25 protein-coding genes and 1 pseudogene are annotated in these 20,903 nt (G+C 60.6%); 10 read left to right on the top strand and 16 right to left on the bottom strand.

The genetic code is table 11. The features are described 5' to 3' along the window. Positions 1-98 precede the first annotated feature (98 nt). From MUN79_RS26810 to MUN79_RS26795, 4 genes are all read right to left on the bottom strand, one after another. On the bottom strand, positions 99-1,202 hold the full coding sequence (locus tag MUN79_RS26810) for a YncE family protein (protein WP_244675530.1): 1,104 nt from the start codon (positions 1,200-1,202) through the stop codon (positions 99-101). Positions 1,203-1,327: 125 nt separating this feature from the next. Then, positions 1,328-2,389, bottom strand: coding sequence for a hypothetical protein (locus MUN79_RS26805; RefSeq protein WP_244675529.1), 1,062 nt, complete (start codon positions 2,387-2,389; stop codon positions 1,328-1,330). A 67-nt stretch (positions 2,390-2,456) separates the two neighbouring features. Further along, a complete protein-coding gene (locus MUN79_RS26800) occupies positions 2,457-2,993 on the bottom strand; it encodes an NUDIX hydrolase (RefSeq protein ID WP_244675528.1) in 537 nt (178 codons plus the stop codon). A gap of 682 nt (positions 2,994-3,675) precedes the next feature. Then, positions 3,676-4,407: a L,D-transpeptidase family protein gene (locus tag MUN79_RS26795; RefSeq protein ID WP_244675527.1), complete on the bottom strand. Its 732-nt coding sequence runs from the start codon at positions 4,405-4,407 to the stop codon at positions 3,676-3,678. Positions 4,408-4,639: 232 nt separating this feature from the next. Here MUN79_RS26795 and MUN79_RS26790 point away from each other — a divergent pair, with 232 nt between their 5' ends. The 4 genes from MUN79_RS26790 (at position 4,640) to MUN79_RS26775 (ending at position 6,624) form a co-directional block, all read left to right on the top strand. After that, the gene (locus MUN79_RS26790) at positions 4,640-5,086 is read left to right on the top strand and encodes an alpha/beta hydrolase (RefSeq protein WP_244675526.1); all 447 of its coding nucleotides are present in this window, start codon (positions 4,640-4,642) and stop codon (positions 5,084-5,086) included. 17 nt (positions 5,087-5,103) lie between these two features. Next, entirely contained in the window at positions 5,104-5,601 is a 498-nt protein-coding gene (locus MUN79_RS26785; RefSeq protein ID WP_244675525.1) for an alpha/beta fold hydrolase, read from the top strand. A 271-nt stretch (positions 5,602-5,872) separates the two neighbouring features. Beyond that, complete coding sequence (locus tag MUN79_RS26780; RefSeq protein WP_244675524.1) at positions 5,873-6,244, top strand: glycerophosphodiester phosphodiesterase; 372 nt, start codon at positions 5,873-5,875, stop codon at positions 6,242-6,244. A gap of 23 nt (positions 6,245-6,267) precedes the next feature. Continuing rightward, positions 6,268-6,624 (top strand): hypothetical protein, encoded by a 357-nt coding sequence (locus tag MUN79_RS26775; protein WP_244675523.1) that lies wholly within the window; start codon positions 6,268-6,270, stop codon positions 6,622-6,624. Between the two features lie 102 nt (positions 6,625-6,726). Here the strand turns inward: MUN79_RS26775 and MUN79_RS26770 are convergent, their stop codons facing one another. The 3 genes and pseudogenes from MUN79_RS26770 to MUN79_RS26760 form a co-directional block, all read right to left on the bottom strand. Further along, entirely contained in the window at positions 6,727-7,233 is a 507-nt protein-coding gene (locus tag MUN79_RS26770; protein WP_244675522.1) for a GNAT family N-acetyltransferase, read from the bottom strand. A gap of 127 nt (positions 7,234-7,360) precedes the next feature. Next, positions 7,361-7,803 (bottom strand): annotated as a pseudogene (locus tag MUN79_RS26765) (DUF6428 family protein). Positions 7,804-7,870: 67 nt separating this feature from the next. Further along, positions 7,871-8,221, bottom strand: coding sequence for an ArsR/SmtB family transcription factor (locus MUN79_RS26760; RefSeq protein ID WP_244675521.1), 351 nt, complete (start codon positions 8,219-8,221; stop codon positions 7,871-7,873). A 271-nt stretch (positions 8,222-8,492) separates the two neighbouring features. On the opposite strand from MUN79_RS26760, the gene MUN79_RS26755 reads away from it, so the two are divergent. The 3 genes from MUN79_RS26755 (at position 8,493) to MUN79_RS26745 (ending at position 9,537) form a co-directional block, all read left to right on the top strand. After that, positions 8,493-8,690 (top strand): hypothetical protein, encoded by a 198-nt coding sequence (locus MUN79_RS26755; RefSeq protein WP_244675520.1) that lies wholly within the window; start codon positions 8,493-8,495, stop codon positions 8,688-8,690. Positions 8,691-8,794: 104 nt separating this feature from the next. After that, positions 8,795-9,286, top strand: coding sequence for a J domain-containing protein (locus MUN79_RS26750; protein ID WP_244675519.1), 492 nt, complete (start codon positions 8,795-8,797; stop codon positions 9,284-9,286). Then, entirely contained in the window at positions 9,265-9,537 is a 273-nt protein-coding gene (locus MUN79_RS26745) for a hypothetical protein (RefSeq protein WP_244675518.1), read from the top strand. Before MUN79_RS26750 ends, MUN79_RS26745 begins: the two co-directional genes overlap by 22 nt. Before the next feature lie 86 nt (positions 9,538-9,623). Here the strand turns inward: MUN79_RS26745 and MUN79_RS26740 are convergent, their stop codons facing one another. The 3 genes from MUN79_RS26740 to MUN79_RS26730 form a co-directional block, all read right to left on the bottom strand. Continuing rightward, positions 9,624-10,415 (bottom strand): SDR family NAD(P)-dependent oxidoreductase, encoded by a 792-nt coding sequence (locus tag MUN79_RS26740; protein WP_244675517.1) that lies wholly within the window; start codon positions 10,413-10,415, stop codon positions 9,624-9,626. Between the two features lie 153 nt (positions 10,416-10,568). Then, positions 10,569-12,185: a T9SS type A sorting domain-containing protein gene (locus MUN79_RS26735; RefSeq protein WP_244675516.1), complete on the bottom strand. Its 1,617-nt coding sequence runs from the start codon at positions 12,183-12,185 to the stop codon at positions 10,569-10,571. 797 nt (positions 12,186-12,982) lie between these two features. Continuing rightward, positions 12,983-13,714: a metal-dependent hydrolase gene (locus tag MUN79_RS26730; RefSeq protein ID WP_244675515.1), complete on the bottom strand. Its 732-nt coding sequence runs from the start codon at positions 13,712-13,714 to the stop codon at positions 12,983-12,985. 280 nt (positions 13,715-13,994) lie between these two features. Here MUN79_RS26730 and MUN79_RS26725 point away from each other — a divergent pair, with 280 nt between their 5' ends. Further along, entirely contained in the window at positions 13,995-15,233 is a 1,239-nt protein-coding gene (locus MUN79_RS26725) for an NHL repeat-containing protein (protein ID WP_244675514.1), read from the top strand. After that, positions 15,176-15,631, top strand: a complete 456-nt coding sequence (locus MUN79_RS26720) for a T9SS type A sorting domain-containing protein (protein ID WP_244675513.1) — start codon at positions 15,176-15,178, stop codon at positions 15,629-15,631. The genes MUN79_RS26725 and MUN79_RS26720 overlap by 58 nt, the downstream gene beginning before the upstream one ends. 88 nt (positions 15,632-15,719) lie before the next feature. Here the strand turns inward: MUN79_RS26720 and MUN79_RS26715 are convergent, their stop codons facing one another. From MUN79_RS26715 to MUN79_RS26700, 4 genes are all read right to left on the bottom strand, one after another. Beyond that, positions 15,720-17,042, bottom strand: a complete 1,323-nt coding sequence (locus tag MUN79_RS26715) for a T9SS type A sorting domain-containing protein (RefSeq protein ID WP_244675512.1) — start codon at positions 17,040-17,042, stop codon at positions 15,720-15,722. A 131-nt stretch (positions 17,043-17,173) separates the two neighbouring features. Beyond that, positions 17,174-17,515, bottom strand: coding sequence for a hypothetical protein (locus tag MUN79_RS26710; RefSeq protein WP_244675511.1), 342 nt, complete (start codon positions 17,513-17,515; stop codon positions 17,174-17,176). Positions 17,516-17,621: 106 nt separating this feature from the next. Then, the gene (locus MUN79_RS26705) at positions 17,622-18,092 is read right to left on the bottom strand and encodes a hypothetical protein (protein WP_244675510.1); all 471 of its coding nucleotides are present in this window, start codon (positions 18,090-18,092) and stop codon (positions 17,622-17,624) included. Between the two features lie 47 nt (positions 18,093-18,139). After that, positions 18,140-18,478, bottom strand: coding sequence for a winged helix-turn-helix transcriptional regulator (locus tag MUN79_RS26700; RefSeq protein ID WP_244675509.1), 339 nt, complete (start codon positions 18,476-18,478; stop codon positions 18,140-18,142). A gap of 173 nt (positions 18,479-18,651) precedes the next feature. Between MUN79_RS26700 and MUN79_RS26695 the strand changes: the two genes are divergently transcribed. Next, positions 18,652-19,422: an MBL fold metallo-hydrolase gene (locus tag MUN79_RS26695; protein ID WP_244675508.1), complete on the top strand. Its 771-nt coding sequence runs from the start codon at positions 18,652-18,654 to the stop codon at positions 19,420-19,422. Positions 19,423-19,688: 266 nt separating this feature from the next. Here MUN79_RS26695 and MUN79_RS26690 read toward each other — a convergent pair whose 3' ends face one another. Continuing rightward, positions 19,689-19,991 (bottom strand): GIY-YIG nuclease family protein, encoded by a 303-nt coding sequence (locus MUN79_RS26690; RefSeq protein ID WP_244675507.1) that lies wholly within the window; start codon positions 19,989-19,991, stop codon positions 19,689-19,691. Between the two features lie 196 nt (positions 19,992-20,187). Further along, on the bottom strand, positions 20,188-20,901 hold the full coding sequence (locus MUN79_RS26685) for a hypothetical protein (RefSeq protein WP_244675506.1): 714 nt from the start codon (positions 20,899-20,901) through the stop codon (positions 20,188-20,190). Between the last annotated feature and the right edge of the window lie 2 nt (positions 20,902-20,903).

Here is a 20,903-nt window from a genome sequence, read left to right as displayed (position 1 = left end):
AAATAAGCTCCACCTGCGGCTATAAAAAAGCCCGGCCGCCTAAGCGGCCGGGGCTTTTTGGGCCGACGAAAGCCGGCTTCAAGCTAATGAATCAGGGCTTAGCGCACGAAGTTGGGCAGGCCAAGCTTACTGCGGCGGCCTCCCAGCTTCAGGCCATCGTCCACGTAGCCACAGGCTTTGCCAGCAGCGTTGGGGTCCTGAATGAGGCCCAGGAAAGGGTTGTCTTCGCGGGCCACGTAGATTTTGCCGTCGGGCCCCAGCTGCAGGGCGCCAATCTTGCGGTTGGCCGAGGTGCCCACTTTTACCGCGTTTTCCTTGCTTTTGGTCGTCAGGTCGAACTGCCAGATTTCGGCTTGCCCACCGCCCTTGCCGTTGCAGGTGCCGTAGAGCTTGGTGCCATCGGGGGAAAACTCCACGCCGTAGGCTTCCTCGTAGGTGCCAAACTGCCGCGGGTTGCTGACTTTGCCGGTCATGTTGTCAAAGTCAAACACCTCGAATTTGTTGCTTTCCCGCCAGATAGCCGAGGCGATTTTGCGACCATCGGGCGAGAATTTCAGGCTGCCAATAGCGTTGCGGCCCGGTCCGGCGTTCATACTGCCCACGTTGCTCAGAATGGGCTTGGTTTCGACGCCGTCGGCCGTAACCAGGTAGGAGACGAAGGCATTAGAATTCCAGCGGTGGCCCACCACCCAGATGTCGCGGCCGTTTTTGTGCTTCACGGCGGCCAGCTTCTCGGCCACCGGCGAAATGAGCAGCATATTGGCCCGGGGCACGTCGCCAAAGCCATCCTCCCGGGTCATGTCCACTACGGAGTAGCGCATGCCGTTCTTGCCGCCCTGGGGTGCCGTGGTGAAGATGTAGAACACGTTGCCGCTGCCGGGGTCGGGCACAATTAGGGCGCTCTGGCTGCTAGATTTGCTGCCCATCAGACCCTTGCCGTTGAGCATAATCTGGTGCTTGCGGTTGTAGACCACTTCGCCATCGGTGTAGAACAGCAGCTGGCCCTGCTGGTTGGTAGCCACCGAGGAGCCTTCGTAGGTACTCATCTTGCCATCGAGCAAGGGGGTAGGGGCGGCCGTGCCGGAAAACTTCAGGCCTGCCTGCCCGCCAAAGTACCAGATGGATTGCTCGCCCTGGGCGCGGGCGGGAGCAGAAGCGGCCAGACTGGCCAGGAAAAGCAGAAAAAGGGACAGACGTTTCATATACGGGAAGCTCTACGCAGCCTGATGGTTGGCGGCTGCGCAGCGGCAAAGTAAGAATTGAAATCCGTGCCAAACTGTACTGAGCTGCGGCCCGGGCCCAGGGCAAGGGTGAGTAGTCCGGGAATTTAGGCCGAAGTGGTCCGTATGGCGGTGGTCAGAATGCCTACAAAGTCCTGGGGCGCGTCTACGTACAGGGCCAGGGTGCAAGTGGTTGTGCGTAGGCCATAGATGCCGGTGACCGTAATGGGTACGTGGCAGGTAAGCAGCACGTTGGGAGGCGTCAGCAGGGGTTTGGCAAGGTTAAGGGTGGCGGCGGGCAGCTTGTCAGGGTCACGCAGCAGCTCGGCGCGGGCAATAGCCGCCCGCGGCACCGTAAACGACCACACCAGGCCGACCCGGATACGCACGTAGTCGGCATCTACCACTACGGGCTTCTGCAGGGCCGCGGCCAGGTGACCCACCAGAAAGATCAGGCTGTAAAGGCTCAGGACAAGCAAGACAACGGCCGCCCCGTAGCTCCAACGGACCACCAAAAAGTGTACGGCAAGGGCTTCGGCCACCGTTACCAGCAGCAGGGTGCCCAGAATGGCTACGAAAGCTGATTCACGGTGCACCGTGAAGCGCTGCCCACAGCCGGGCTCAGGTGCCCTAAGCCAAAAAAACAGGCCGTAGCGGAGCATCAGTATTTCCCCCACCACGGGCCGGAGCGGAGTTCCGAAAACCGTTTGAAAGGCAGCTTCCAGGTTTAGAGCCAAATCGGGCTGCTGGCTGCGCGCCAGGCGGTAGGCCCGAATCAGGCTTCGCAGGCGCCAGAGCATTAGCAGCCCCAACAGCGGCTCGGCCAGCACCCATGACTGCCGCACCCAGGCTAGGTACGTTTGCTGCGGGGCGGGCAGCACCACGGTGGCCAGGGCTACGGCAGCCACAAAAGCCCCAGTCAGCGTAAAGGGGCTGAGCCGGTAGGGGCGCACGAGGCAGAAGTAGTAGAGCAGGGGCAAGCCCACCACCAGGTCGAAGGTAACGGCCAGGGGCAGGGCAGGTACGGTGGTAAACTGCCGGTGCCGGGTTATGAGGAGCTCCACCAGAACAACCAGCACGGTAAGGCCCAGAAATGCCAGGAGCGGCTTGCGGGTAGGGTAGGCGTTGGCGTGCATGCAGCGTAGTCCCGGCAGGGCATTGGTTACCACAAGAAAGGCGGAAAAATGCGCCGCTGCAATGCCTGGCCTTTTTATACAGGGCAGAACCCGCTACCCTCTAAATAGCCCACTCCCCGGCCAGCAGCCGCGCTACCAGGGGCTGAATAATCCGGTAGCTGGCGCCCCAAAGCTGGTAGGGCCCCACGCGGTAATAGTCAACCAGCATCCGCTGCTCCCAGCCCGGCAGCTGCCACCATTCCTGCACGTGAGTAGCCGGATCAGCTAGGGTGCGCAGGCTGATTTCGAGTACTTCGGCAATTTCGGGAGCCTGCCACCACCACGTTTCGGGCCGGCGGATGCTAGCCAGAAAGGGCGCAATGTGGAAGCCGCCGGTAAACGTGCTAAGCTCGGGCAGCGCGGTCAGAACGCGGATGTCGGTGGGTTGTAGCCCCACTTCTTCCTCCGCTTCCCGCAGGGCTGTAGCCAGCAACGACTCGTCTTCCGGGTCGCGCTTGCCGCCAGGAAACGCCAGCTGCCCGCCGTGAATGCCCCGTTCCCCGCGCCGTACCAGTACCAGCTGCAACTCCCCGGCCGCGTCGCGGTACACGGGCACAATGACGGCTGATTCGCGCAGTTGAATGGAGGAATTATTCATGGGTGAGAGACATGATAGACTACGCTGGCAAAAATAGCAATGCAATATTATATCAGCCTTAGCCCTTGCTTGCAGTATTAGTCAGGTGCCGATGAGGTGTCTAGTTTTATATAGTTATTCATTGTTTTCCAGTTGCTGTACCAAAAATCCTTTATAATAAGACATTCTACCGAGGTTAAGCAGTCAATTAGTTTGTACGCCAGGCCTAGTTTGCCGTCGGGAGCAGTTGTGGATACGTACTTTGTATAGGTTATAGTCTTGCTTTTGGTCCACAGGAATGAGAATGTTGTGATTTCGATGTTGCCCGTACTGTGGTCAATAATGATTGTTTTTGCTAGTTTATTTATGCGTTTGGCTCTGACAACGACAGGGATGTAATAAAATAAAAATACAGCCAGGATAGTAGGAAATATATTTAGTGCTAGTGATAGTACTAGGTTGTTGTTGCCGGAATAGAAATACCAAAATAGGCCTGGTATTATGAGGAGAAAAACAGCCAAGCTATACACAGTATCTCTGGTTTTTTCATGCTTATACTTATAAGCCAATGCATCGGCTTCAAAAGTTATTTTATTCACACTAGACAAATTTTCTACAGGAAAATACTTCCTCAAATTGGTATACTGGTAAAAGTAACAACTTGGGGATGGTACCTACAAATCCGGGTTGTCCTAGTGTTCATTTAGCGCACCACATACGCGCCATTCGCCTGGATTTCCACGGTTGGCAGCGTCAGATGTTGGTCAAAATAAGCAAAGCCGGGCTGCAGGCTCTGCCAGAAGCTGTAGTGCTTGTTGGTTTGATACCGCTCCATATTCTGGGCGTTCAGCTCGAAGGGGAAGATGTGAATCTGCAGATCCTGCTGCCCGGCGCAGCGCGCTTCCAGGGCCAGCAGGTATACTTCCTGCACGCAGTCGTCGGTGATGGGCAGGCAGCCTACCGTCACGTCGGAGCCGTGCACGAAGATGTGGTTGCCGGGGTCGGGGCCGCCCAGAGCCCGGTCCGAGGCGTTGGGATAGTCCAGGCCCAGCGACATGTAATACGTGCTGATGGGGTTGAACCGGTCGATGTGGTAGAAGCCCTCGGGTACCTGATTGTCGCCGGCATGGCGCTTGGGGCCCAGGCTGCCCGAGGTGCCGGCCACGTGGTAGCTGCGCAGCAGTTGAAACGTGGCGTCGCCCTGGTTGCGCGCCCAGACTTCGAGCCGCCGCCCAATCTTGAACACCCGGAAAAACACCTCCAACCGGGCCGGGTCGATGCGGCGGCCGCGCAGCAACTGCTGCAACTGGGGCCACTTGCGGGCATAGGCCAGTTTTACGCGGGGGTAGGTGAGCTGATATTCCCGCAGCGCCGGGTTGGGCGGACAAGCGGCCACCAGCATCCATAGGCTGGCAGCCAGAAAAAGGATTCGCATGAGACGGGAGCCCGGGAAAAGCGTATAGCAGATACTACGGCCAAGCTGAGCTGTATCAAAGAACGGCAGATTCCTAATGGAAAGTATACTATATAGAAGATAAATACGGTTGAGCTTCCCTTGGCAGTTACTCGCAGTTTTAAGCCCTTGTAAGCACTATAAGCCGGATAATATCTTGGGCCAGGGCTCATTAATTTCTTCACGCTAAATCCGTTTGCCTTAAGTCTATATCATGGCTGAGTCCCATTACCAACCCGATGTGCTGGGTTCCGAGTTTGAGCAGCAAGTCATTCAGCAGCCCGCCGACTACGAAGGCGCGGTGGTGTGCACGCTGGTGCGGCTGCGGGAGCAGGCCCCGGGCCCGCGGGCGGTGCTGTACGTACACGGCTTCACCGACTACTTTTTCCAGCGCGACATGGCCCTGGAGTACCGCCGCCACGGCTTCCGCTTCTACGCCCTGGATTTGCGCAAGTACGGCCGTTCCTGGCTGGCCCATCAGGCACCCAACAACGTGCGCGACCTGCAGGAGTACTTTCCCGATCTGGACGCGGCGCTGGCTAGGATGCAGGCCGAAGGCTGTACTGCCATCGTGCTCAACGGGCATTCCACGGGGGCCTTATTACGGCTCTTTACGCCCAGGAAGGCGCTCAGCGGGAGCAGCTGGCGGCCCTGTTTTTGAATAGCCCGTTTCTGGACATGCACCAAAACTGGCTTAACCGTCGCCTCGGCGTGCCCCTGGCTGCCCGGCTGGGCCGCGTAGCACCTGATTTTCAGCTGCCAGCTAATCTGCCCACCGAGTACGGGCGCAGCCTGCACCAGCAGTACCAGGGCGAGTGGGACTATAATCTGACCTGGAAGCCTATCGAGGTGTTCCCCGTGAAGCTGGGTTGGCTGCGGGCCATTCATGCCGGGCACCGCCGCGTAGCCCGTGGGCTGAGCATTCCGCAGCCCATCCTGGTGCTGCATTCCGACAAAACTGTGACTTCCTCCGGCGACAGGGAGCAGTACACCCGGGCCGATGGCGTGCTGAATGTGCGCCACATTCGGGAGCTAAGCCCGCGGCTGGGGCCGCGCGTAACGGTGCAGGCCATTCCCGGCGGCATTCATGACCTGGTGCTTTCCCGACCGGCGGTGCGGGCCCACGTCTACCAGGTACTATTTGAATGGCTGACTACCGTACTGCCTTCAACCTAAGGGAGCGGGATATCAATGAGTGGGTACGCCTAGCGGGGTGTTAACCACTTTGCCCGAAGCTTGTTAGATGCTTGGGCCGGCAGGTTATCAGGCAAGAGCTCAGGCAGAGTATGAAAATCAAATGCGGGGTTGTAATGCTGGGTGTATACCTGCTCCGAACGGTGGTGGAGGCGCAATCCGTGGGGGAGTCGCTGCGGCGAGTGCCGGGGCAAATGGTGGTGCTAGGCCATGCCGGCTCGGGGTTTTTTACGCCCTGAATCCGTTTAATCCTTTGCCGCCGAGTAGTCTGCGCAGCGAGCTGAAAGCCCTGCGGGATGGGGCCGAGGGGCTGGAAATCGACTTGCAGCTCAGCCAGGACAGCGTGCCGGTGCTCTACCACGACACGACACTCGATACCATGACCAAAACCGGCAAGGGCTGCACCAACGAGTATTCCGCGGCCGAGCTGACGCATCTGCAGTTTCGCGGCGGCTGGCCCTACGACTGGTTTCAGCACGAGCGGCTGGTAACCCTGGATACGCTGCTGGCGCGGCTGGCCCGGCGGCCGCAGTTTCCCTACCTGCATCTGGATTTGCACGAATCCTTGCCCTGCCTTTCCCCGACCAGACCCGGCGCAACTCAGCGGCCCTGGCTCGGCAAATAGTCCGGTGCCTACAGCGCTACCAGGTGCCCGCCGGCCGCGTGCTGATTGTGTCCGACCGGGTATCGACCCTGCAGCACTTTCGCCGCCTGTGGCCCGCTTTGCCCCTGGGCTACGAAATTACCAGTCAATACGCGGCTAACCTGACCGTAGCCCAGGCTGAAAAAGTAGATGCCGTGGTACTCAACGAAGAGCTTACTACCCCGCAAAATGCGGCGCAGGCCCACGCAGCTGGGCTGGCTGTGGTCACCTTTGGTTGCCGGTCCCGGCGCGGCATCCGCAAGCTAGTAGCTGCCCAGCCGGACGCGTACGAGGTAGACAATGTCGGGAAGCTGCTTCGCCTCCTGGGCCGCCCGGCTGCTCCCGCTACCAGTAGCCGCTGACTTGGCCCTACAGCCCAAAAAGCCCCGACGTGCCATACACCGGGGCTTTTTGGATAGAGTTTAGGCTTACCGCAAAACCATTTCGGGCTGTGCTAAGGGCCGTTATACCGTGGGCTGGGCGGCGCCTACTACGCTGCTGCGACGCTCCAGCAGCACCGTGTCGCGCCAGATGCCACCCAACTGCCCGATTTTCTCCCGGCGGCCCACCAGTCGAAATCCGGCGGCTTCGTGGAGGCGGATACTGGCCGTGTTTTCGGGGAATATGCCGGCCTGCAGGGTCCACATTCCCTGGGCTTCCGACTCGGCTACCAGCGCTGCCAGCAGCTGCCGGCCCACGCCCTGGCCCCGAGCATCGGCGGCCACGTACACGCTTACTTCCCCCACGCCCCCGTACACGCAGCGCCCCGATACCGGCGACAGCGCCGCCCAGCCCAACACCCGGCCCGCGTCGTCTACGGCTACCAGGCGGCTGTGGCGCAGGTGGCCCTGGTCCCATTCGTCCCAGCTGGGTGCGGTGGTTTGAAACGTGGCGTTGCCCGTGGCCAGACCAGCTTCATAAATGGCTTGGGCCTCGGGCCAATGGGCGGCAGTAAAGGGCAAAATCGTCATGGCAGAGTGTAGGTAGCTTTAATGGCAAACGTAGTCGGCCCGCCGTAGCAGGCCGGCGTTTTAATCGGGAAAAAGAAGATTTTCTGCTGCTTAGCGGCGTTTTGCTAGGCTTAGCTGAAAAGCTGCTTTAGCAGCACCCGCCGCCCGGGGCGCATCCCGCTACCTGCAGCTGGGGCAAAGCCTGCAGGTGGGCAGGAATACCGCAGGCATCCTGGGCCAGGCAGGCCGTTTGCTTGGGCGTCAAAACGAAGTCCTGGCCGTCGAAGGTCAGGCCAAACTTGCCGATGGTTTCCTGTTGATACTCTACCTCGATGTCCAGGTCTTCCCGGCCAGAATTTTCTCCGACAAAGTCAGGATGTGCAGAAACTTCTGGGGTGCCAGGCGGTGGTCGTAGTCGCCGGCTTCCCAGAGCTGGAAGTTGGCCACGGTTTCCCGCCGCTCTACTCCGCCGCAGTCAATAAAATGCTTGCTCACCAAGCCTACCTCGGTCACATGAAAGTGGGAGGGCAGGTATTCGCCGCCGGGCAGTCGGAAGTTGACGGCCGCAAGCCCGGCCAGGCTCTGCTTCATTTCGGAGATTTTCATGGTCGTAAGGAGTGGGAGTATAGGATGGAAAAATTCTTGAAAAAGAAACGAGCTAGCAGGCGCAGGCCTCCGCTGAGCCCCCGGCCGTAGTGCTTGTAGCCACTTCGAAAAAGGCCGAAAACTGCTGGTAGACCGCGCGCAGCAGCTCCGTGTTGAGGCAGTAGCAGACCGTTAGCCCGTCGATTTCGCCCTGAATCAGGTCCAGGGCTTTCAGCTCCTGCAAGTGCTGCGACACTGTGGTGCGCGACAAGGGCAGCTCGGCGGCAATATCACCGGAAATGCAGGTTTGCTTGGCCGCCAGCAATTGAATGATGGCCACCCGCGCCGGGTGGGCCAGGGCTTTGGCCATGCGGGCCAGGTACTGCTGGTCGGCGGTAAAATCGGCACTTTTTGAAAAGGTCATGATGAACTATGAAGTATGACGTAAATATACGTCATACATTGAAAGTTGTACTCCGCCTTCCAGAATTTTTAAGGTAAGTCAGCTAGCGGGCCGGGCCCCGACCAGCTTCGCCCTACTACGCCGGATAGAAAATATAGCCTTTGGCAGATGAAAACGAGGCGCTCAGCCAAAAGCCTGACAGGGCTGCGGCTAGTTGCTTCTCTTTGAAAGAAATAAGGCGCTGCCGGTCGGCGTCGTAACCATTCTTCTCCCACCTTTCACCGCTTTTGTCATGCGTATTTCCGTATTCCGCCGGGTTTCTACTTTCGTGGCCGTGTTGCTGTTGTTGTGTGCTTCGCTGAGCGCAGTGGCTGACACGCCTTACCAGCGGGCCCGGCAGCGGGGTCGTCGTTACGTTCACCGCCCCATCTATAAGCACTACCAGAGCCCGACGCGGCAACGCGGCAGCCTGCTGGCGCTGTTCCGCTAACTGGCTGCCCAAACCCGGACTGAAGCCGAGAAATTAAATGGCTGGGCTATAGGGCCGTCGGGCGGGGTTCGTTATTTTAAGGCTTTCCTTGAACGAATCCGGGTATGCAGGATTATTACCGCCTTCTGGGTGTGGATGTTACCGCCTCGCAGGTTGAAATTGAGCAGGCGTACCAGCGCCAGAAAACCCGCCTGAGCCGCCGTACCGCCGACCCGGCCATGCAGGCCCGCCTGCGGGAAGTGCACACGGGCTACGAAATTCTGACGCACCCGGGCCGGCGGCTGGCCTACAACGTGCTGCTGGCCCAGGAGCCCGAGCCCGAGTTGCCGCCCGACCCCACGGCGCTGATGATGGCGCGCTATGCCCCGGCCGCCCGCTGGCTCAACCTGGCCCTGGTGGCGTTTTGCCTGCTGCTGGCCCTCGACTGGCTACTGCCCCCGCGGGAGTTTGCCCGCGAAACCGTGCTGACCCGGCAGATTGTGTCCGTGTCTTCGTCGGCCTCCGACCCGCAGATGGCCTACGACGTGACCACGCCCGCACGGCGTTTCGGGTGCCCAGCCGCTATGGGCACCGTGTGCGTGAAGGCATGCAGGTAACGGTAAGCCAAACGCCGCTGCTGGGCGTAGTGCGCCGCATCAGTGCCCCGCCCACTACGTTGGGCGAGTACCCTATTTTTAAGGCCTCGGGCGGCAATATCTACGGCTCGTTTAGCCCATTGCTCGGAGTGCTGCTGGTGGTAGCCACGCTAGGCCTGCTGCCGGGCCGCTCCCCGGAGATGCGCGTCAATACGGCGGTGGTGGGCTTCCTGCTGGCCGTAGTAGCCTTGGTGGTGCTCATCTGGTTTTAAGCCGAAGCTGATTTTGAAAGTGTAAACAAAAAGGGCCTCCCGCTACCGGGAGGCCCTTTTTTGTAAATCACAGAATAGCGAAGCTGCTAGGCAATGCTGCGAATCACGCCGCCGTCGACGCGTACGGAGGCGCCGTTGGTGGCCGCGGCCAGGGGGCTGGCCAGGTAGGCTACCATCGTGGCAATTTCGTCGGGGGTGGCGAAGCGCTGTAGCAACGACGAGGGCCGGGCATTCTGGAAAAAGTCGTGCTCGGCTTCCTCCTTGGTTTTGCCTTCGGCCGAGAGCTTGGCCAGAAACTCCTGCACGCCTTCCGAAGCCGTAGGTCCCGGCAGCACCGAGTTGACCGTGACGTTGGTGCCTTTAGTCAGCTCAGCCATGCCGCGGGCTACACCGAGCTGGGCGGTTTTGGTGGTGCCGTAGTGTATCATTTCCTCGGGAATCTGCAGGCCCGATTCGCTGGAGATGAACAGAATCCGGCCCCAGTTCTGGGCCAGCATCAGCGGGAAATACTGCCGGGACAGCCGTACCCCGCTCAGCACGTTCACCTCGAAAAACCGCAGCCATTCCTCGTCGGTGATGTCGGCGAAAGGCCGGGGCTCGAAAATGCCCACGTTGTTCACCAGAATGTCTACCGTGGGCACTTCCCGCAGCAGGTTCTGTACCTCTTCGGCCTTGCCGAAGTCGACGGCGACGCCCCGCACCCGGGCTTCGGGCGTGGCGGCCAGAATAGCAGCCCGGGCCTCGTCGATGCGGGCCGTGGTGCGCCCGGTCAGAATAACTTCGGCGCCCTCGGCGGCCAGGCGTTGGGCAATAGCCAGTCCGATACCGGCCGTGGAGCCGGTAACCAGCGCCAGTTTATTGGTGAGTTGTAAATCCATCTTAGAAGTAAAGTAGCAGCCTACAATCCTTCTTAAACCAGCCCGGCCGGATTTTGTCTTCTACCAACCAGCCAAAGGGAAAAAGCATAAGCCGCCCGCCCAACTGAGAATTCAGCCAAGCGGACGGCTCTAGCCAGGCGCGTATATCAGCCCTTAGCGCACGTTCACCAGCTGCGTCGTCACTTGCTGATTATGCTCCAGATTGAGCACGTACAGGCCACCGGGCAGGCCGGCGGTATCAAACGTTGCATCGGTATTGCCGGCCGTAGTGTGCAGGGTTTGCTGGGCCACAACGCGCCCGAACGGGCTCAGGAGCGTAGCCTTAAATGCCTCATCAGCCACCGGGGCCTCGATGCGGAGCGTAAAGCGGCCCTGCGCCGGGTTGGGAAATACGCTCGTCACCAGCGGGGCAGGCTGGACTTCCCGGCGCGTACCGGCACTTTCCAAACGGGCCAGATAGCCGGCCGTGGCGGGGCTGGAAGTGGCATAAGGACCAAACTGGCAGCTGCCCGTGGCAATGCCCGCCGTGTATACCGTGTTGCGCCCGTCCAGAATCAGGCTGGTGCCGGTGCTGCTGCCGGGGCCGCCCACTAGCGTGGTGCGCGCCACTTGCCCAGTGGCCTGCAACTGGGTGATGAAGGCCTGCCCGTTGGCCTGGGAGCCGGTGAGGTAGGCACAGCCCGCGGCCTTATCCACGGCAATATCGGTGGGGAAGTCGTAGTTGGGGCCGCCCAGGGCCGTAGCCCATTCCGCCTGACCCTGCGGGGTGTAACGTGCCACGAAGATGTCGGCGCTGCCGGTGCTGGTGAGCGTGCTAGTCCCAAAGGATGTGGTGCCGCTAAAGCTGTCGGCCAGATAGACTTTGCCGGCGGCATCGGTGCCCAGGCTGCGTCCGTCGCCGGAGCCGGCCGGGGCCAGCGCCCACCGCAGCTGGCCCTGGGCGGCATCAAAACGCAGCAGAAACAGGTTGCTGTCGGAGTTGGCGGGCTGCAGGGTGGTGCCGTCGATGGTCAGCGTGTTAAAGAAATTGCCGCTCACGTAGCAGTTGCCAGCCCCGTCGACCACCGTGGCCCGGCCCGCGCTCAGCGCGTAAGCTCCGGCGGGAGCGTCCCACACCTTGGCCCAGCGCACCGCGCCCTGGGAGGAATAGCTGGCCAGAAACGCCCGGTTTTGGCGGTTGCTGAAGCTCAAGCTGCCAAAGCGGACGGTGGCCCCACTCACCGTGCCCGTTACGAAGCTGTTGCCGCTGGCGTCCACGGCCACCGACCAGCCCTGGTTCGGAGTAGTGTTCCGGTCGGGAGCGGTGCTGCTAACCTGCCGCGCCCAGCTAACCGTGCCCGTCGGGGTAGTTTTGAGCAGCAGCACGTCGGCCGCGTCCAGAGTCTGGGAAACGAGCAGGGTGTTGCGACCATGGCTAAGCGTGCCACGGAAAGAACCCGTCAGGTAGCAGTTGCCGTTGCGGTCCACAGCCAGGCTGTTGGGCAGCCCGTCAATGCTCACGTTGAACTGAGTGACTTGCTGCACCTGCCCGCTGGCGTCGAGGCGGGCTATGTACAGGCAAGGGCCGGGGCTGGTGAGCACGCGGTTGCCGAGTTGCAGGCGGTTATCAAAGCGGCCCGTCAGGTAAAAATCTCCGGTGGGCGCGCAGGCAATATCGGTTATGGAATTGACGCCTTCCACAGTACGCAGCCAGCTCCAGGTCGGGGTTTGGGCAAGGGTAGCAGCGGAGGCCAGCAGAAAGAGGGCGAAAGTGAGGAAGAGTTGTTTCATAGTAGCGCGGCGCGGATGGGAGAATGAGAAAAATGGGTGAAAAGTGAAATGGTAAAGTCAAAGGGAAGCCCGGCCGCGACCTTGCCGCGGAGTAGGGGAAGACTAGCTGAGTAAGAAAGGGAAGAGGCCGACAACTGGCAGAATTGCCGTAGCTCCACACCGGGAGCAGGGCCAGGAAGCATAACGATAAGGCCGCACGAGGGCAGCGGCCCGCACCATAGTCAGAACCCGCTTATAATACAGGCCTGGGTTTAGCTAAGATGTTAACAATCTGCTGTATGTCCAACTTCAAACGGTAGCGCCTTTGCGACTCGCTACTCAACCTCTCCGTACAACTGCAACCGGAGCCCGGTACCACGATCCAACTACTTGTTCTAAAAATGAAATTATTAAATCTTATTTATAAATGACATTATCCAAGAAAAAGAATTTCGTCCTGCCCACCGTGGCACGGGCCTAGTGCCCAGCTTGTTGGTGGGCTGTTAACACTCGTTACAGTCGAGCCGGAAGACGGCGTATGTCAAGGGGCAAGCTCAGAATAGAAAAGCAGCGGCCAGAACCTTTTTACTAGGTCCAGCCCCACCTCTAAAAAGCCGAACTTCCCTTTGCCGTCGACCGGGTAAAAACCACCTAGGCTTTGATTTGAGCTTAAAAGAGAGTGAATCAGGACAGGCATTGCAGCCTCCATTATGCTGCGCCAAGTGACCTGAACTCTTGCTGAAAAAAATCTTTCGGAACTCGCTACTGCGCCGTCCTATCAGCAGCCTCCCGCCCGCTTGTATTACCTCTTGTATTACCTACAGACTTCCAAGGTCCAGGACAGCGCCGGCTTGCAGCTCGTGAACTTCTACTGCATCGGCGGGCGAGAGGTGCTGCCGGAGCTGCTCAGGCGTGCCCAGCAGTGAGGCAAACGTGCCGTAGTGGAACGGCACCACGTGGCGCACCTGCAACAGGCGGGCAGCCACGGCGGCTTCGCGCGGCCCCATCGTGTACCGGTCACCAATGGGCAGTAGGGCCACGGTAGGCTGGTAGAGCTCAGCCAGCAGGCGCATGTCACCAAACAGGGCCGTGTCGCCGGCCGCATAAAGCACCACGTCGTCCGACAGGTGCAGGATGTAGCCGACGGCCTCGTGCTGAAAGCCGGTTTTAGAACCGGGCAAATCAACGTGGGCCGCGTGGTGGGCTACGGTCATGGTCAGGCGCAGATCCAGCACGTCGATGCCGCCGCCCACGTTCATGGGCTCCAACTGCTCGGCGGGCACGCCCTGCTCAGCGAGGTAAAAGCGCACCGGAGCCGGAGCCACCACCCGGGCCCCGGTTCGGGCCAGCAGCGCTGGCAGCTCGGGGTCGAAATGGTCGTCGTGGCCGTGGGTGATGAGCACCAGGTCGGCGCGCTCGGGCGTGCGCAGCGCCGCGGGCACGTAGGGGTTGCCGGTCAGCCAGGGGTCGAGCAGAATGATGCGGCCCTCGGGCGTAGTAATGCGGAAGCTGGCGTGACCCAGAAACTGTAGTTGGGAGGAAGCAGACATACGGATAGGGGTAGCGAGGGCGCAAAATAGCAGCGGAGTGCTACACCCGTACCATCAGGCAGCTGCTGGCTGGTATTTTCTGAATCCCGGGTAGCTCTTGAATTATCCCGTTGGTCAAGTATCCTGAGGCGCGGCAAAAGACCGTTTTTTCTACTGGTTTTCCAGTATATATCGGTTTGTCTGGTTAGTAATCAAACTTGGCTTTCTAACTTCGACTCACTTTCGTCCTGCCAAGGACTATTCAAACACTACTTATTCATCTCATTCCACCCCACTTATTATGTCGTTTTCTACTTCCTTTAAGCCGCTCCTGCCCCGTCTGGGCCTGCTCGCCTTGCTGGGCCTGACTTCTTTGGCAACCCAGGCGCAAACCGCTCCTACCTGGGCCAGCGTGCAGCGCGTCGGCGCTGCGACTGCCAACAGCGGCAGCTTCGGCCGTAAAATTGCCCTGGCGCCTGACGGTAGCCAGTTCGTGACGGGCTTCTTCGAAGGCACGATTACGCTGGGCACGGTCACGCTGACGGAGGGACCCGGGGCCGGCGACGGCCACATGTTCCTGGCCAAGTATAACCCCGATGGTACCGTTGCCTGGGCTACTGCCTTGGAGTCGTCCAACGGTGACGTGTATAGCAACGTGGCTGCCGATGCTGCCGGCAACGTGTATATCGTCGGGTACTTCGCCGATGATCTGACCCTGGGCAGCACCACGCTCACCAGTGACGGCAACGATGCCTACATCGCCAAGTACAACGGCCAAGGCGTGCTGCAGTGGGTCCGGCAGGGCGGCAGCGAAGGTGCCTTCGCGCAGGGCGTAGCTGTCGACGCCAGCGGCAACGTGCTTATTGCCGGCGACTTCAATGACGCCATTAGCTTTGGCGGCCCGACAGTGACGGGGGAAGGTATTTTTCTGGCTCGCTTGTCGCCAACCGGCACCGTGGTGCAAACAAACGTAATCGGGACCCTGGGCCTGGCCAACGACCTGGCGCTGGACGCGGCCGGCAATGCCTACATTACCGGAAGCTTTGGACAAACGGCCTCTTTTGGCACCATCAGCCTCACCAGCGCGGGCGAGAGTGATATGTATGTGTGCAAAGTGAGTCCGGCCGGTGTTATCCTGTGGGCCCAGCGCGACGGTGATGCCTTCGAAGACAGCGGCCTGAGCGTAGCCGTGGATGCCAACGGCAACCCCGTGGTGGCAGGCTTCTACAATGGAGTAGATATCGGCAACGACAATGACAGCGGCATTTACGTGGCCCGCTTCACTACCCAGGGCAGCCCCGTCTGGACCAAGCGGATCAAGCCCTCCGCACTAGGTGAATACGTAGCCAACGAGGTAGCCTACGACAACCGCGGCGGTTACTACGTGACCGGAGGCTTCCAGGGCACCGCAGCGTTTGGCTCTACGGTTCTGAACAGCGTGGGGAAAGCCTGTTCGTGGCCCGCTTCGACAGCCCCGGCAACGTGCTGTGGGCCGATAAAGCCAACGGCGCTACTACCGACGACCTTTCCACCGGCCTAGGATTAGCCACTGACAAGGATGGCAATGCCTTCGTTACGGGCGCGGTCGTAGGCCGCATCACCTTCGGCAACCTGCCCGCTACTACCGGCGACCTGGGCGCTATAGTTGCCAAGCTCAGCGCGGGCGGCACCGTGGCTAGCACTCGCACAGCGCCTGTTGCCAGTAAGCTCAGCGTGTTCCCCAACCCGGCTTCCGGCAGCGCTACCCTCACGCTGCCAGCCGGTGGGGGGCGCCTGGTGCTGAGTGATGCCCTGGGTCGTACGGTGCGCGAGCAGCAGCTGCCCGCCGTAGCGGGTGCCTGCCCCGTGTCGCTCGAAGGCCTCACGCCCGGCGTATACCAGCTGCGCGCCACGCTGGCCAACGGCGAAGTTGCCCACGCAGCTTTGAGCGTCCGCTAGGCAACCTACACTGCTTACCACAAAAAGAGCCCGGCTAGGCAGCCGGGCTCTTTTTGCTTTATAATACTGCCCATCAGGGCCAGCAACCTTACTGCTTGACCAGGCGCTGGTTGACAATACCGGCCGTGGTTTGGAGCCGGATGCTGTACACGCCCGCGGGCAGGCCGTTCATATCGAAGGTGTGGGCGGTGGTGCCGGCTGGCAGCACTACCGTGCGCACGGTCTGGCCCAGGGGGTTGAGTACCTCGGCGCTGCGGGCGGCTCCATTCCAGCGCAGGGTTACCGGGCCGGTAGTCGGATTCGGGTAGGCCTCGGCGGCCAGTGCCCCAGCGGCTTTGCTCTTGTTGGTCAGCAGCACAAAAGCCGAGTAGGTGTAGAGGTCGGAGTTGATGTAGCCGGTGCTGCGGTTGGGCTCATACACCTGGCTCAACAGGCGCAGCAACTCGCCCGTGGCCGCGTAACGCAGCACCAAACGTTGGCCGAACTCCAGGCTCCAGGCGTTGTTTTTCCATTCTTCCGAGGTGTACTCCGTGTTGTAGCCCTGGGTGTCGTAGGTGTGCTTGTCGCGAAAGGTGTTCTGCCAGGTACCCGTCGCAAGAAACTCTTCGGCCGTCACGATATAGCTGTCATTAGCCCCGTAAACATACGTATAGCGCGACGCCGGCTGCCATTGGCTTTGCCACATTTCCACCAGCACCGTGCTGTTCTGCCGCTTGCTCCAGTTGTGCCAGGTGTAGGTGTAGCGGGCTTCATCCTGCCAGGCACCCTGTTTCCAGGCTTGCTGCACCATCGAGGTCCACTCGTTGTTGGCCGACACAGTGTAAGTCAACTTATGGGAATTGACGAAAACTCCCATGTCGAAGTCCTGTACTACCTCAGTAAGCAGCACGCCGGCTGGGTTGTAGGTCAGCTGGTAACGGCTGCCGTCATTGGTGCGCCAGGCCGTGCCGGTCCACTCCTGGTACAACGCCTCGGTGATGTTACCATAGGAGTCATAGATAACCGCGTAGTGCCCGGTGTTGACCCAGGCTGAGCCGTTCCAGGTCTGGTACACTTCCTCCGTGTTCAGGCCCTGGGCATTGTAGCTGTAGAGGCTGCGGTACTGCGGCTCCTGGGTAGCCGAGTCGGCCACTGCGTCCTGGGTTAGGCGACCCTGGCTGTCGTAGGCGTAGGTTTCCACCGTGGCCTTGGTCCAGCTGTTGTTGGTCGAGTTCCAGGTGTGGTGCACGGCCCGGCCGGGCTTGGTGCTGTTTGTAAAGCGGCGCGCCGTAGGAGCGGAGGCCGACTTGCCCAGCCGGAGCAGCGACTCGTGCTCGGGGCGGCCGGTGGGCTGCTGGGGCCGGGCCATTTGGGCCGTAGCGCCCACTGCGGTGCCGAGCAGGAGCCCGGTAACAAGGGTAATAATGCGCATAAAGAGGATAAGTGAAAAACGAAAAAGCAGGCTAAGATACAGCCGTCTGGCTACCCGAGCATGACTCACTCGCGCTGCCGATGGTTGCATGCCCACCGTGGTACAGTAGGCCCGGTCACAAAAAAGCCCGGCTAGAGTAGCCGGGCCCTGGTAATGCCGCATATTGATACTAATCGAGCAGTGCTTTTAGCCCCAGATGGGCTGCCAGGTCTGCTCGGCCACGGCCGCGGTATTGGTCGAGAGAAAGTCGTTGTAGAGCTGCTCGGCCTGGCCCTGACTAAGCAACGGGGGCCTTCGATGGGCAGTACCAGCAAGGCTGCCCCGGGAGCCAGCTCCAGGGCGGTGCTCAGTTCCCGCTGCAGCTGGCTTACGTCGCCCTGGTAGGCTTCCTGAATTTTAACGACGGTCAGGGGCTGGCCCTGGTGCTCGATGCGGGCAAAGACGCCGGCCGGAATAATGGGGTTGGGTTCCATGAACAGATAACGGAGGTGGTGCACTGGCTCTACGCAGAACCCCATCCCTGCGGTCAGCTGACGGTGGCAAAACCCATCCTGAGCCGCTACGCTGAGGAGCAACTGCCTACAGAATGCGGGTAACGTCCAGCTGCCGGAACCCGACGACCGCCTCCGGCAGCTGGGTACGGCTCAGCAGCTGCGCCAGCGGCTTGGGCAGCTGACTGACCAGCAAAGGCACCACCGGCCGGGCCACGAGGTGGTAGCGGGTGTCGGCGCGCTCGTGCAGGCGGGTTTTCTCGAAGGAAAACAGGCCGCGACGGGCGTAGCGGGCAAAGCTCTGGTAGCCCCCGGCCTGCTCGGCCCCGTCTTCCACTGCAGCGGCCTCAGCAGCGGTGGTGTCGGGTAAGGTCAGGAAATATTGGTGCAATTCGAGCAGCACTTCCTGGGAGGCCGCCACCGATTCGGGCAGAATGCCGCCGCCGGAAGCCACGTGCAGGACGTGGCCCTGACTGTCCACGGCAAACCAATCAATGTCGGCGTCTTCCTGGTCTAGTTCGTCGATGCGCATAGCGGAGGTGAAGTTGTGAAGCTTCAAAAGTAGCGGGAAAGTTCGGCCGTGCGGCCCGCCGGCCACGGGCGCCCTCAGGAAATCTGCACCACGCCTGCAATGTGCGTTACGGCCCACTGGTCGAGGCGGTGCAGAATGGGGCCCAGCTCGGCGCCCTTGGTCGAAAGCTGGTAGGTGACTTCGGGCGGAAAGCCGTTGTGCACGGTGCGCTCCACCAGGCCAGCCGCTTCCAGCTGCCGCAGCTGCTCCAACAGCACTTTCTTGGATACCCGCGGGATGTCGCGCCACAGCTCGGTAAAGCGCCGGGGACCCGAAAACAGGTGGAAAAGGATAATGGGCTTCCACTTGCCCGCCAGCAGACCCAGGGCCACGCGGGTGGCGCAAAATTCGACATCGTGGTAGGTATGGCGCATGGCTGGCAAACGAAGTGGGAAACAAAAAGGTGAACAGGTTACCAGTTGGTAACCTTCTTGGGGCAAGGTAGGAGGCTATCTACTTTTGACTTGTTCGGAATGGGCCGCTAGCCGTATCGGTTCCGCTCAGTGTCACTCAGTGCTCAGACTGCCACTCTTAACCCGCTTTTCTCATGCAAGTTCAACTAATTCGCAATGCCACGCTACTGCTCAAGGTGGCGGGCAAAACCCTGCTCGTCGATCCGCTGCTGGCACCCCGCTTCCAGTACGACCCCATCCCGCAAACGGCCAACACCGTGCGCAACCCCACCGTCGACCTGCCCTTTGCTGCCACCGAGCTGCCCGCCCTGCTGGCTTCCCTCGACGCGGTGCTGCTCACCCACACCCACCTCGACCACTGGGACACCGTAGCCCAGCAGCAGCTGCCCAAAGATCTGCCCATTCTCTGCCAGCCCGCCGACACCGAACTCCTGCGCACCGCCGGCTTCACTCAGGTACTGCCCATCGACACCCAGTTGGAGTGGGAAGGAATCCGCGTTTACCGCACCAGCGGGCAGCACGGCCGGGGCGAAATCGGGCGGCAGATGGGCACTGTGTCGGGTTTCGTGGTGGAAGCCGAGGGGCAGCGCCTCTACATTGCCGGCGACACCATCTGGTGCGAGGAGGTGGAGCAGGCCCTCGACCTCTACCACCCCAACTTTATTGTGGTCAACGCCGGCGCTGCCCAGTTCCTGCAAGGCGGTGCCATTGTCATGACGGCCGCCGACGTAGCCCAGGTAGCCCGCCACGCCCCGCAAGCCAGCATCTACGCCGTGCACCTGGAGGCCGTGAACCACTGCGCCGAAGACCGCGCCACTACCCGCGCCTACCTCGCCCAGCAAGGCCTCACCGCCCGCGTCCACGTGCCTGCCGACGGCGAGTGGCTGACTCTTCAGCCCAACTAATACCCACTCCCCGCTTACTCCCCTCTATCTATTCAAGAAGCCCTTTACCATTTGCTGGTAAAGGGCTTCTTGTCGTTGGCATCAAGGGTAGTGGGGTAGAAGAGGCAGGTCCTTCGCAAGCTCAGGATGACAGACGAGGGGACCTTCGTTATCCACTACTCAAAGGATTTTTACAGCAAAATAATCATCTGTCATCCTGAGCGGCGCGAAGCAGAGCGAAGGACCTGCCTCCCCTAAGTGACAAGGCATATTCCCTGCTCCAAAGCTCACAGCTCCGCATAATTCAGCGTCAGCCACTGCGGATTCTCCACTGCAATCAGTGCATCCTTCTTCGCCCGCGTCCAGCCTTTAATTTCCTTCTCCCGGGCAATGGCGCCTTCGATATGCTCGAAATACTCGACATAGACCAGATTGTAGCAGTAGTAGTGCTCGGCAAACGTGCTGGGGTTGCCCCGGTTGTCAAAGTGCTCCTGCACCCGGCGCCGCACATCATTCGTCACGCCGGTGTAGAGCGAAGTCTTGGCCGGGTTCGTGACGATGTAGACGTAGTAGCCGTGGGCGTTTAGCACGTTGGTATCAGACTTGGTGGGGTAAGCGAGGAAGGTCCTTCGCGTTGCTCAGGATGACAGACGGAGAAAAGCAGACGGAGAAAAGTGGGTGAAAAACGGAAGACGGAAAAAGATTGAGGATGAATGGCCGGCTATAAAAGGCTGACGATAAGCAGTAAATGATAGGAGGCGGGCGAAAAGATGGGCGGCAGACGGGCTACTTGGCGGGCTCGCCCGGTTTGGGGCTTGCGTTGTCCTCGGGCGCCTCGGCTTTGGCGAGGCGGTAGAGCTTCTGTTTGACTGGGGCGGTGGCGAAGGCCACTTTGGCGGCCTTGCTCAGCTGCTGTCCGAAGCTATAGGCCGCGTTCTGGAGGCGCACGTAGTCGTCAGAACCTTCGGTGTTGGCGCCCTTGCGGATTTCCTGGGTGGTATCGGCCCGGTCGAGGTCCTTGCTCAGCTGCTCCAGGGTGGCCAGCTTGGCCGCCGTGAAACCGTGCTTGCTCAGTTCATCTTGGTCGCGGGTGGCGGCGCTGAGGGCCGTGGAGAGCAGGGCCCGCATCTTGTCGTGCTTCTGCCGGGCCTGGGCGTACTGCTTTTTACCGTACTGGTCGAGGCGGCCGGGGTTCTTGGGAAAGGCCTGCTCCACGTAGTAAAACAGGGCCTGCACCTGGGTCCGGGACTGTTCCATAAGGCTTTCCACGGTCTGGGTGTCCTCGCGCAGATCGGCGCGCAGCAGGTTGCCGGAAGTGGCCTGCTCGGCCGCCTCCAGGGCCGCCAGCCACTGCTGCCCAAAGGCGGCGGTAAAGGTGGGATTGAAGGCGGTGAAGGCCGCCAGATCGGTAAGGTAATGCCCGTGCATGGTGCGCATCTCCTGGCGCATCTTGCTGTCGGTGCTGAGGTACTGCCGCACCTCGGGCTTGTTCTTTTTCATAC

Source organism: Hymenobacter cellulosilyticus (assembly GCF_022919215.1).
In the GTDB taxonomy this organism is placed as follows: Bacteria; Bacteroidota; Bacteroidia; order Cytophagales; family Hymenobacteraceae; genus Hymenobacter; species Hymenobacter cellulosilyticus.
Note: the sequence above shows the minus strand (reverse complement) of the source record. Positions and strands in the feature narration are given on the sequence as shown.

What these genes read in the sequence shown, in the direction of transcription:
- MUN79_RS26810 (WP_244675530.1), bottom strand. Translation starts at nt 1,202, where the DNA reads ATGAAACGTCTGTCCCTTTTTCTGCTTTTCCTGGCCAGTCTGGCCGCT.
- MUN79_RS26800 (WP_244675528.1), bottom strand. Translation starts at nt 2,993, where the DNA reads ATGAATAATTCCTCCATTCAACTGCGCGAATCAGCCGTCATTGTGCCC.
- MUN79_RS26795 (WP_244675527.1), bottom strand. Translation starts at nt 4,407, where the DNA reads ATGCGAATCCTTTTTCTGGCTGCCAGCCTATGGATGCTGGTGGCCGCT.
- MUN79_RS26790 (WP_244675526.1), top strand. Translation starts at nt 4,640, where the DNA reads ATGGCTGAGTCCCATTACCAACCCGATGTGCTGGGTTCCGAGTTTGAG.
- MUN79_RS26785 (WP_244675525.1), top strand. Translation starts at nt 5,104, where the DNA reads ATGCACCAAAACTGGCTTAACCGTCGCCTCGGCGTGCCCCTGGCTGCC.
- MUN79_RS26770 (WP_244675522.1), bottom strand. Translation starts at nt 7,233, where the DNA reads ATGACGATTTTGCCCTTTACTGCCGCCCATTGGCCCGAGGCCCAAGCC.
- MUN79_RS26760 (WP_244675521.1), bottom strand. Translation starts at nt 8,221, where the DNA reads ATGACCTTTTCAAAAAGTGCCGATTTTACCGCCGACCAGCAGTACCTG.
- MUN79_RS26755 (WP_244675520.1), top strand. Translation starts at nt 8,493, where the DNA reads ATGCGTATTTCCGTATTCCGCCGGGTTTCTACTTTCGTGGCCGTGTTG.
- MUN79_RS26750 (WP_244675519.1), top strand. Translation starts at nt 8,795, where the DNA reads ATGCAGGATTATTACCGCCTTCTGGGTGTGGATGTTACCGCCTCGCAG.
- MUN79_RS26740 (WP_244675517.1), bottom strand. Translation starts at nt 10,415, where the DNA reads ATGGATTTACAACTCACCAATAAACTGGCGCTGGTTACCGGCTCCACG.
- MUN79_RS26735 (WP_244675516.1), bottom strand. Translation starts at nt 12,185, where the DNA reads ATGAAACAACTCTTCCTCACTTTCGCCCTCTTTCTGCTGGCCTCCGCT.
- MUN79_RS26730 (WP_244675515.1), bottom strand. Translation starts at nt 13,714, where the DNA reads ATGTCTGCTTCCTCCCAACTACAGTTTCTGGGTCACGCCAGCTTCCGC.
- MUN79_RS26725 (WP_244675514.1), top strand. Translation starts at nt 13,995, where the DNA reads ATGTCGTTTTCTACTTCCTTTAAGCCGCTCCTGCCCCGTCTGGGCCTG.
- MUN79_RS26715 (WP_244675512.1), bottom strand. Translation starts at nt 17,042, where the DNA reads ATGCGCATTATTACCCTTGTTACCGGGCTCCTGCTCGGCACCGCAGTG.
- MUN79_RS26710 (WP_244675511.1), bottom strand. Translation starts at nt 17,515, where the DNA reads ATGGAACCCAACCCCATTATTCCGGCCGGCGTCTTTGCCCGCATCGAG.
- MUN79_RS26700 (WP_244675509.1), bottom strand. Translation starts at nt 18,478, where the DNA reads ATGCGCCATACCTACCACGATGTCGAATTTTGCGCCACCCGCGTGGCC.
- MUN79_RS26695 (WP_244675508.1), top strand. Translation starts at nt 18,652, where the DNA reads ATGCAAGTTCAACTAATTCGCAATGCCACGCTACTGCTCAAGGTGGCG.
- MUN79_RS26685 (WP_244675506.1), bottom strand. Translation starts at nt 20,901, where the DNA reads ATGAAAAAGAACAAGCCCGAGGTGCGGCAGTACCTCAGCACCGACAGC.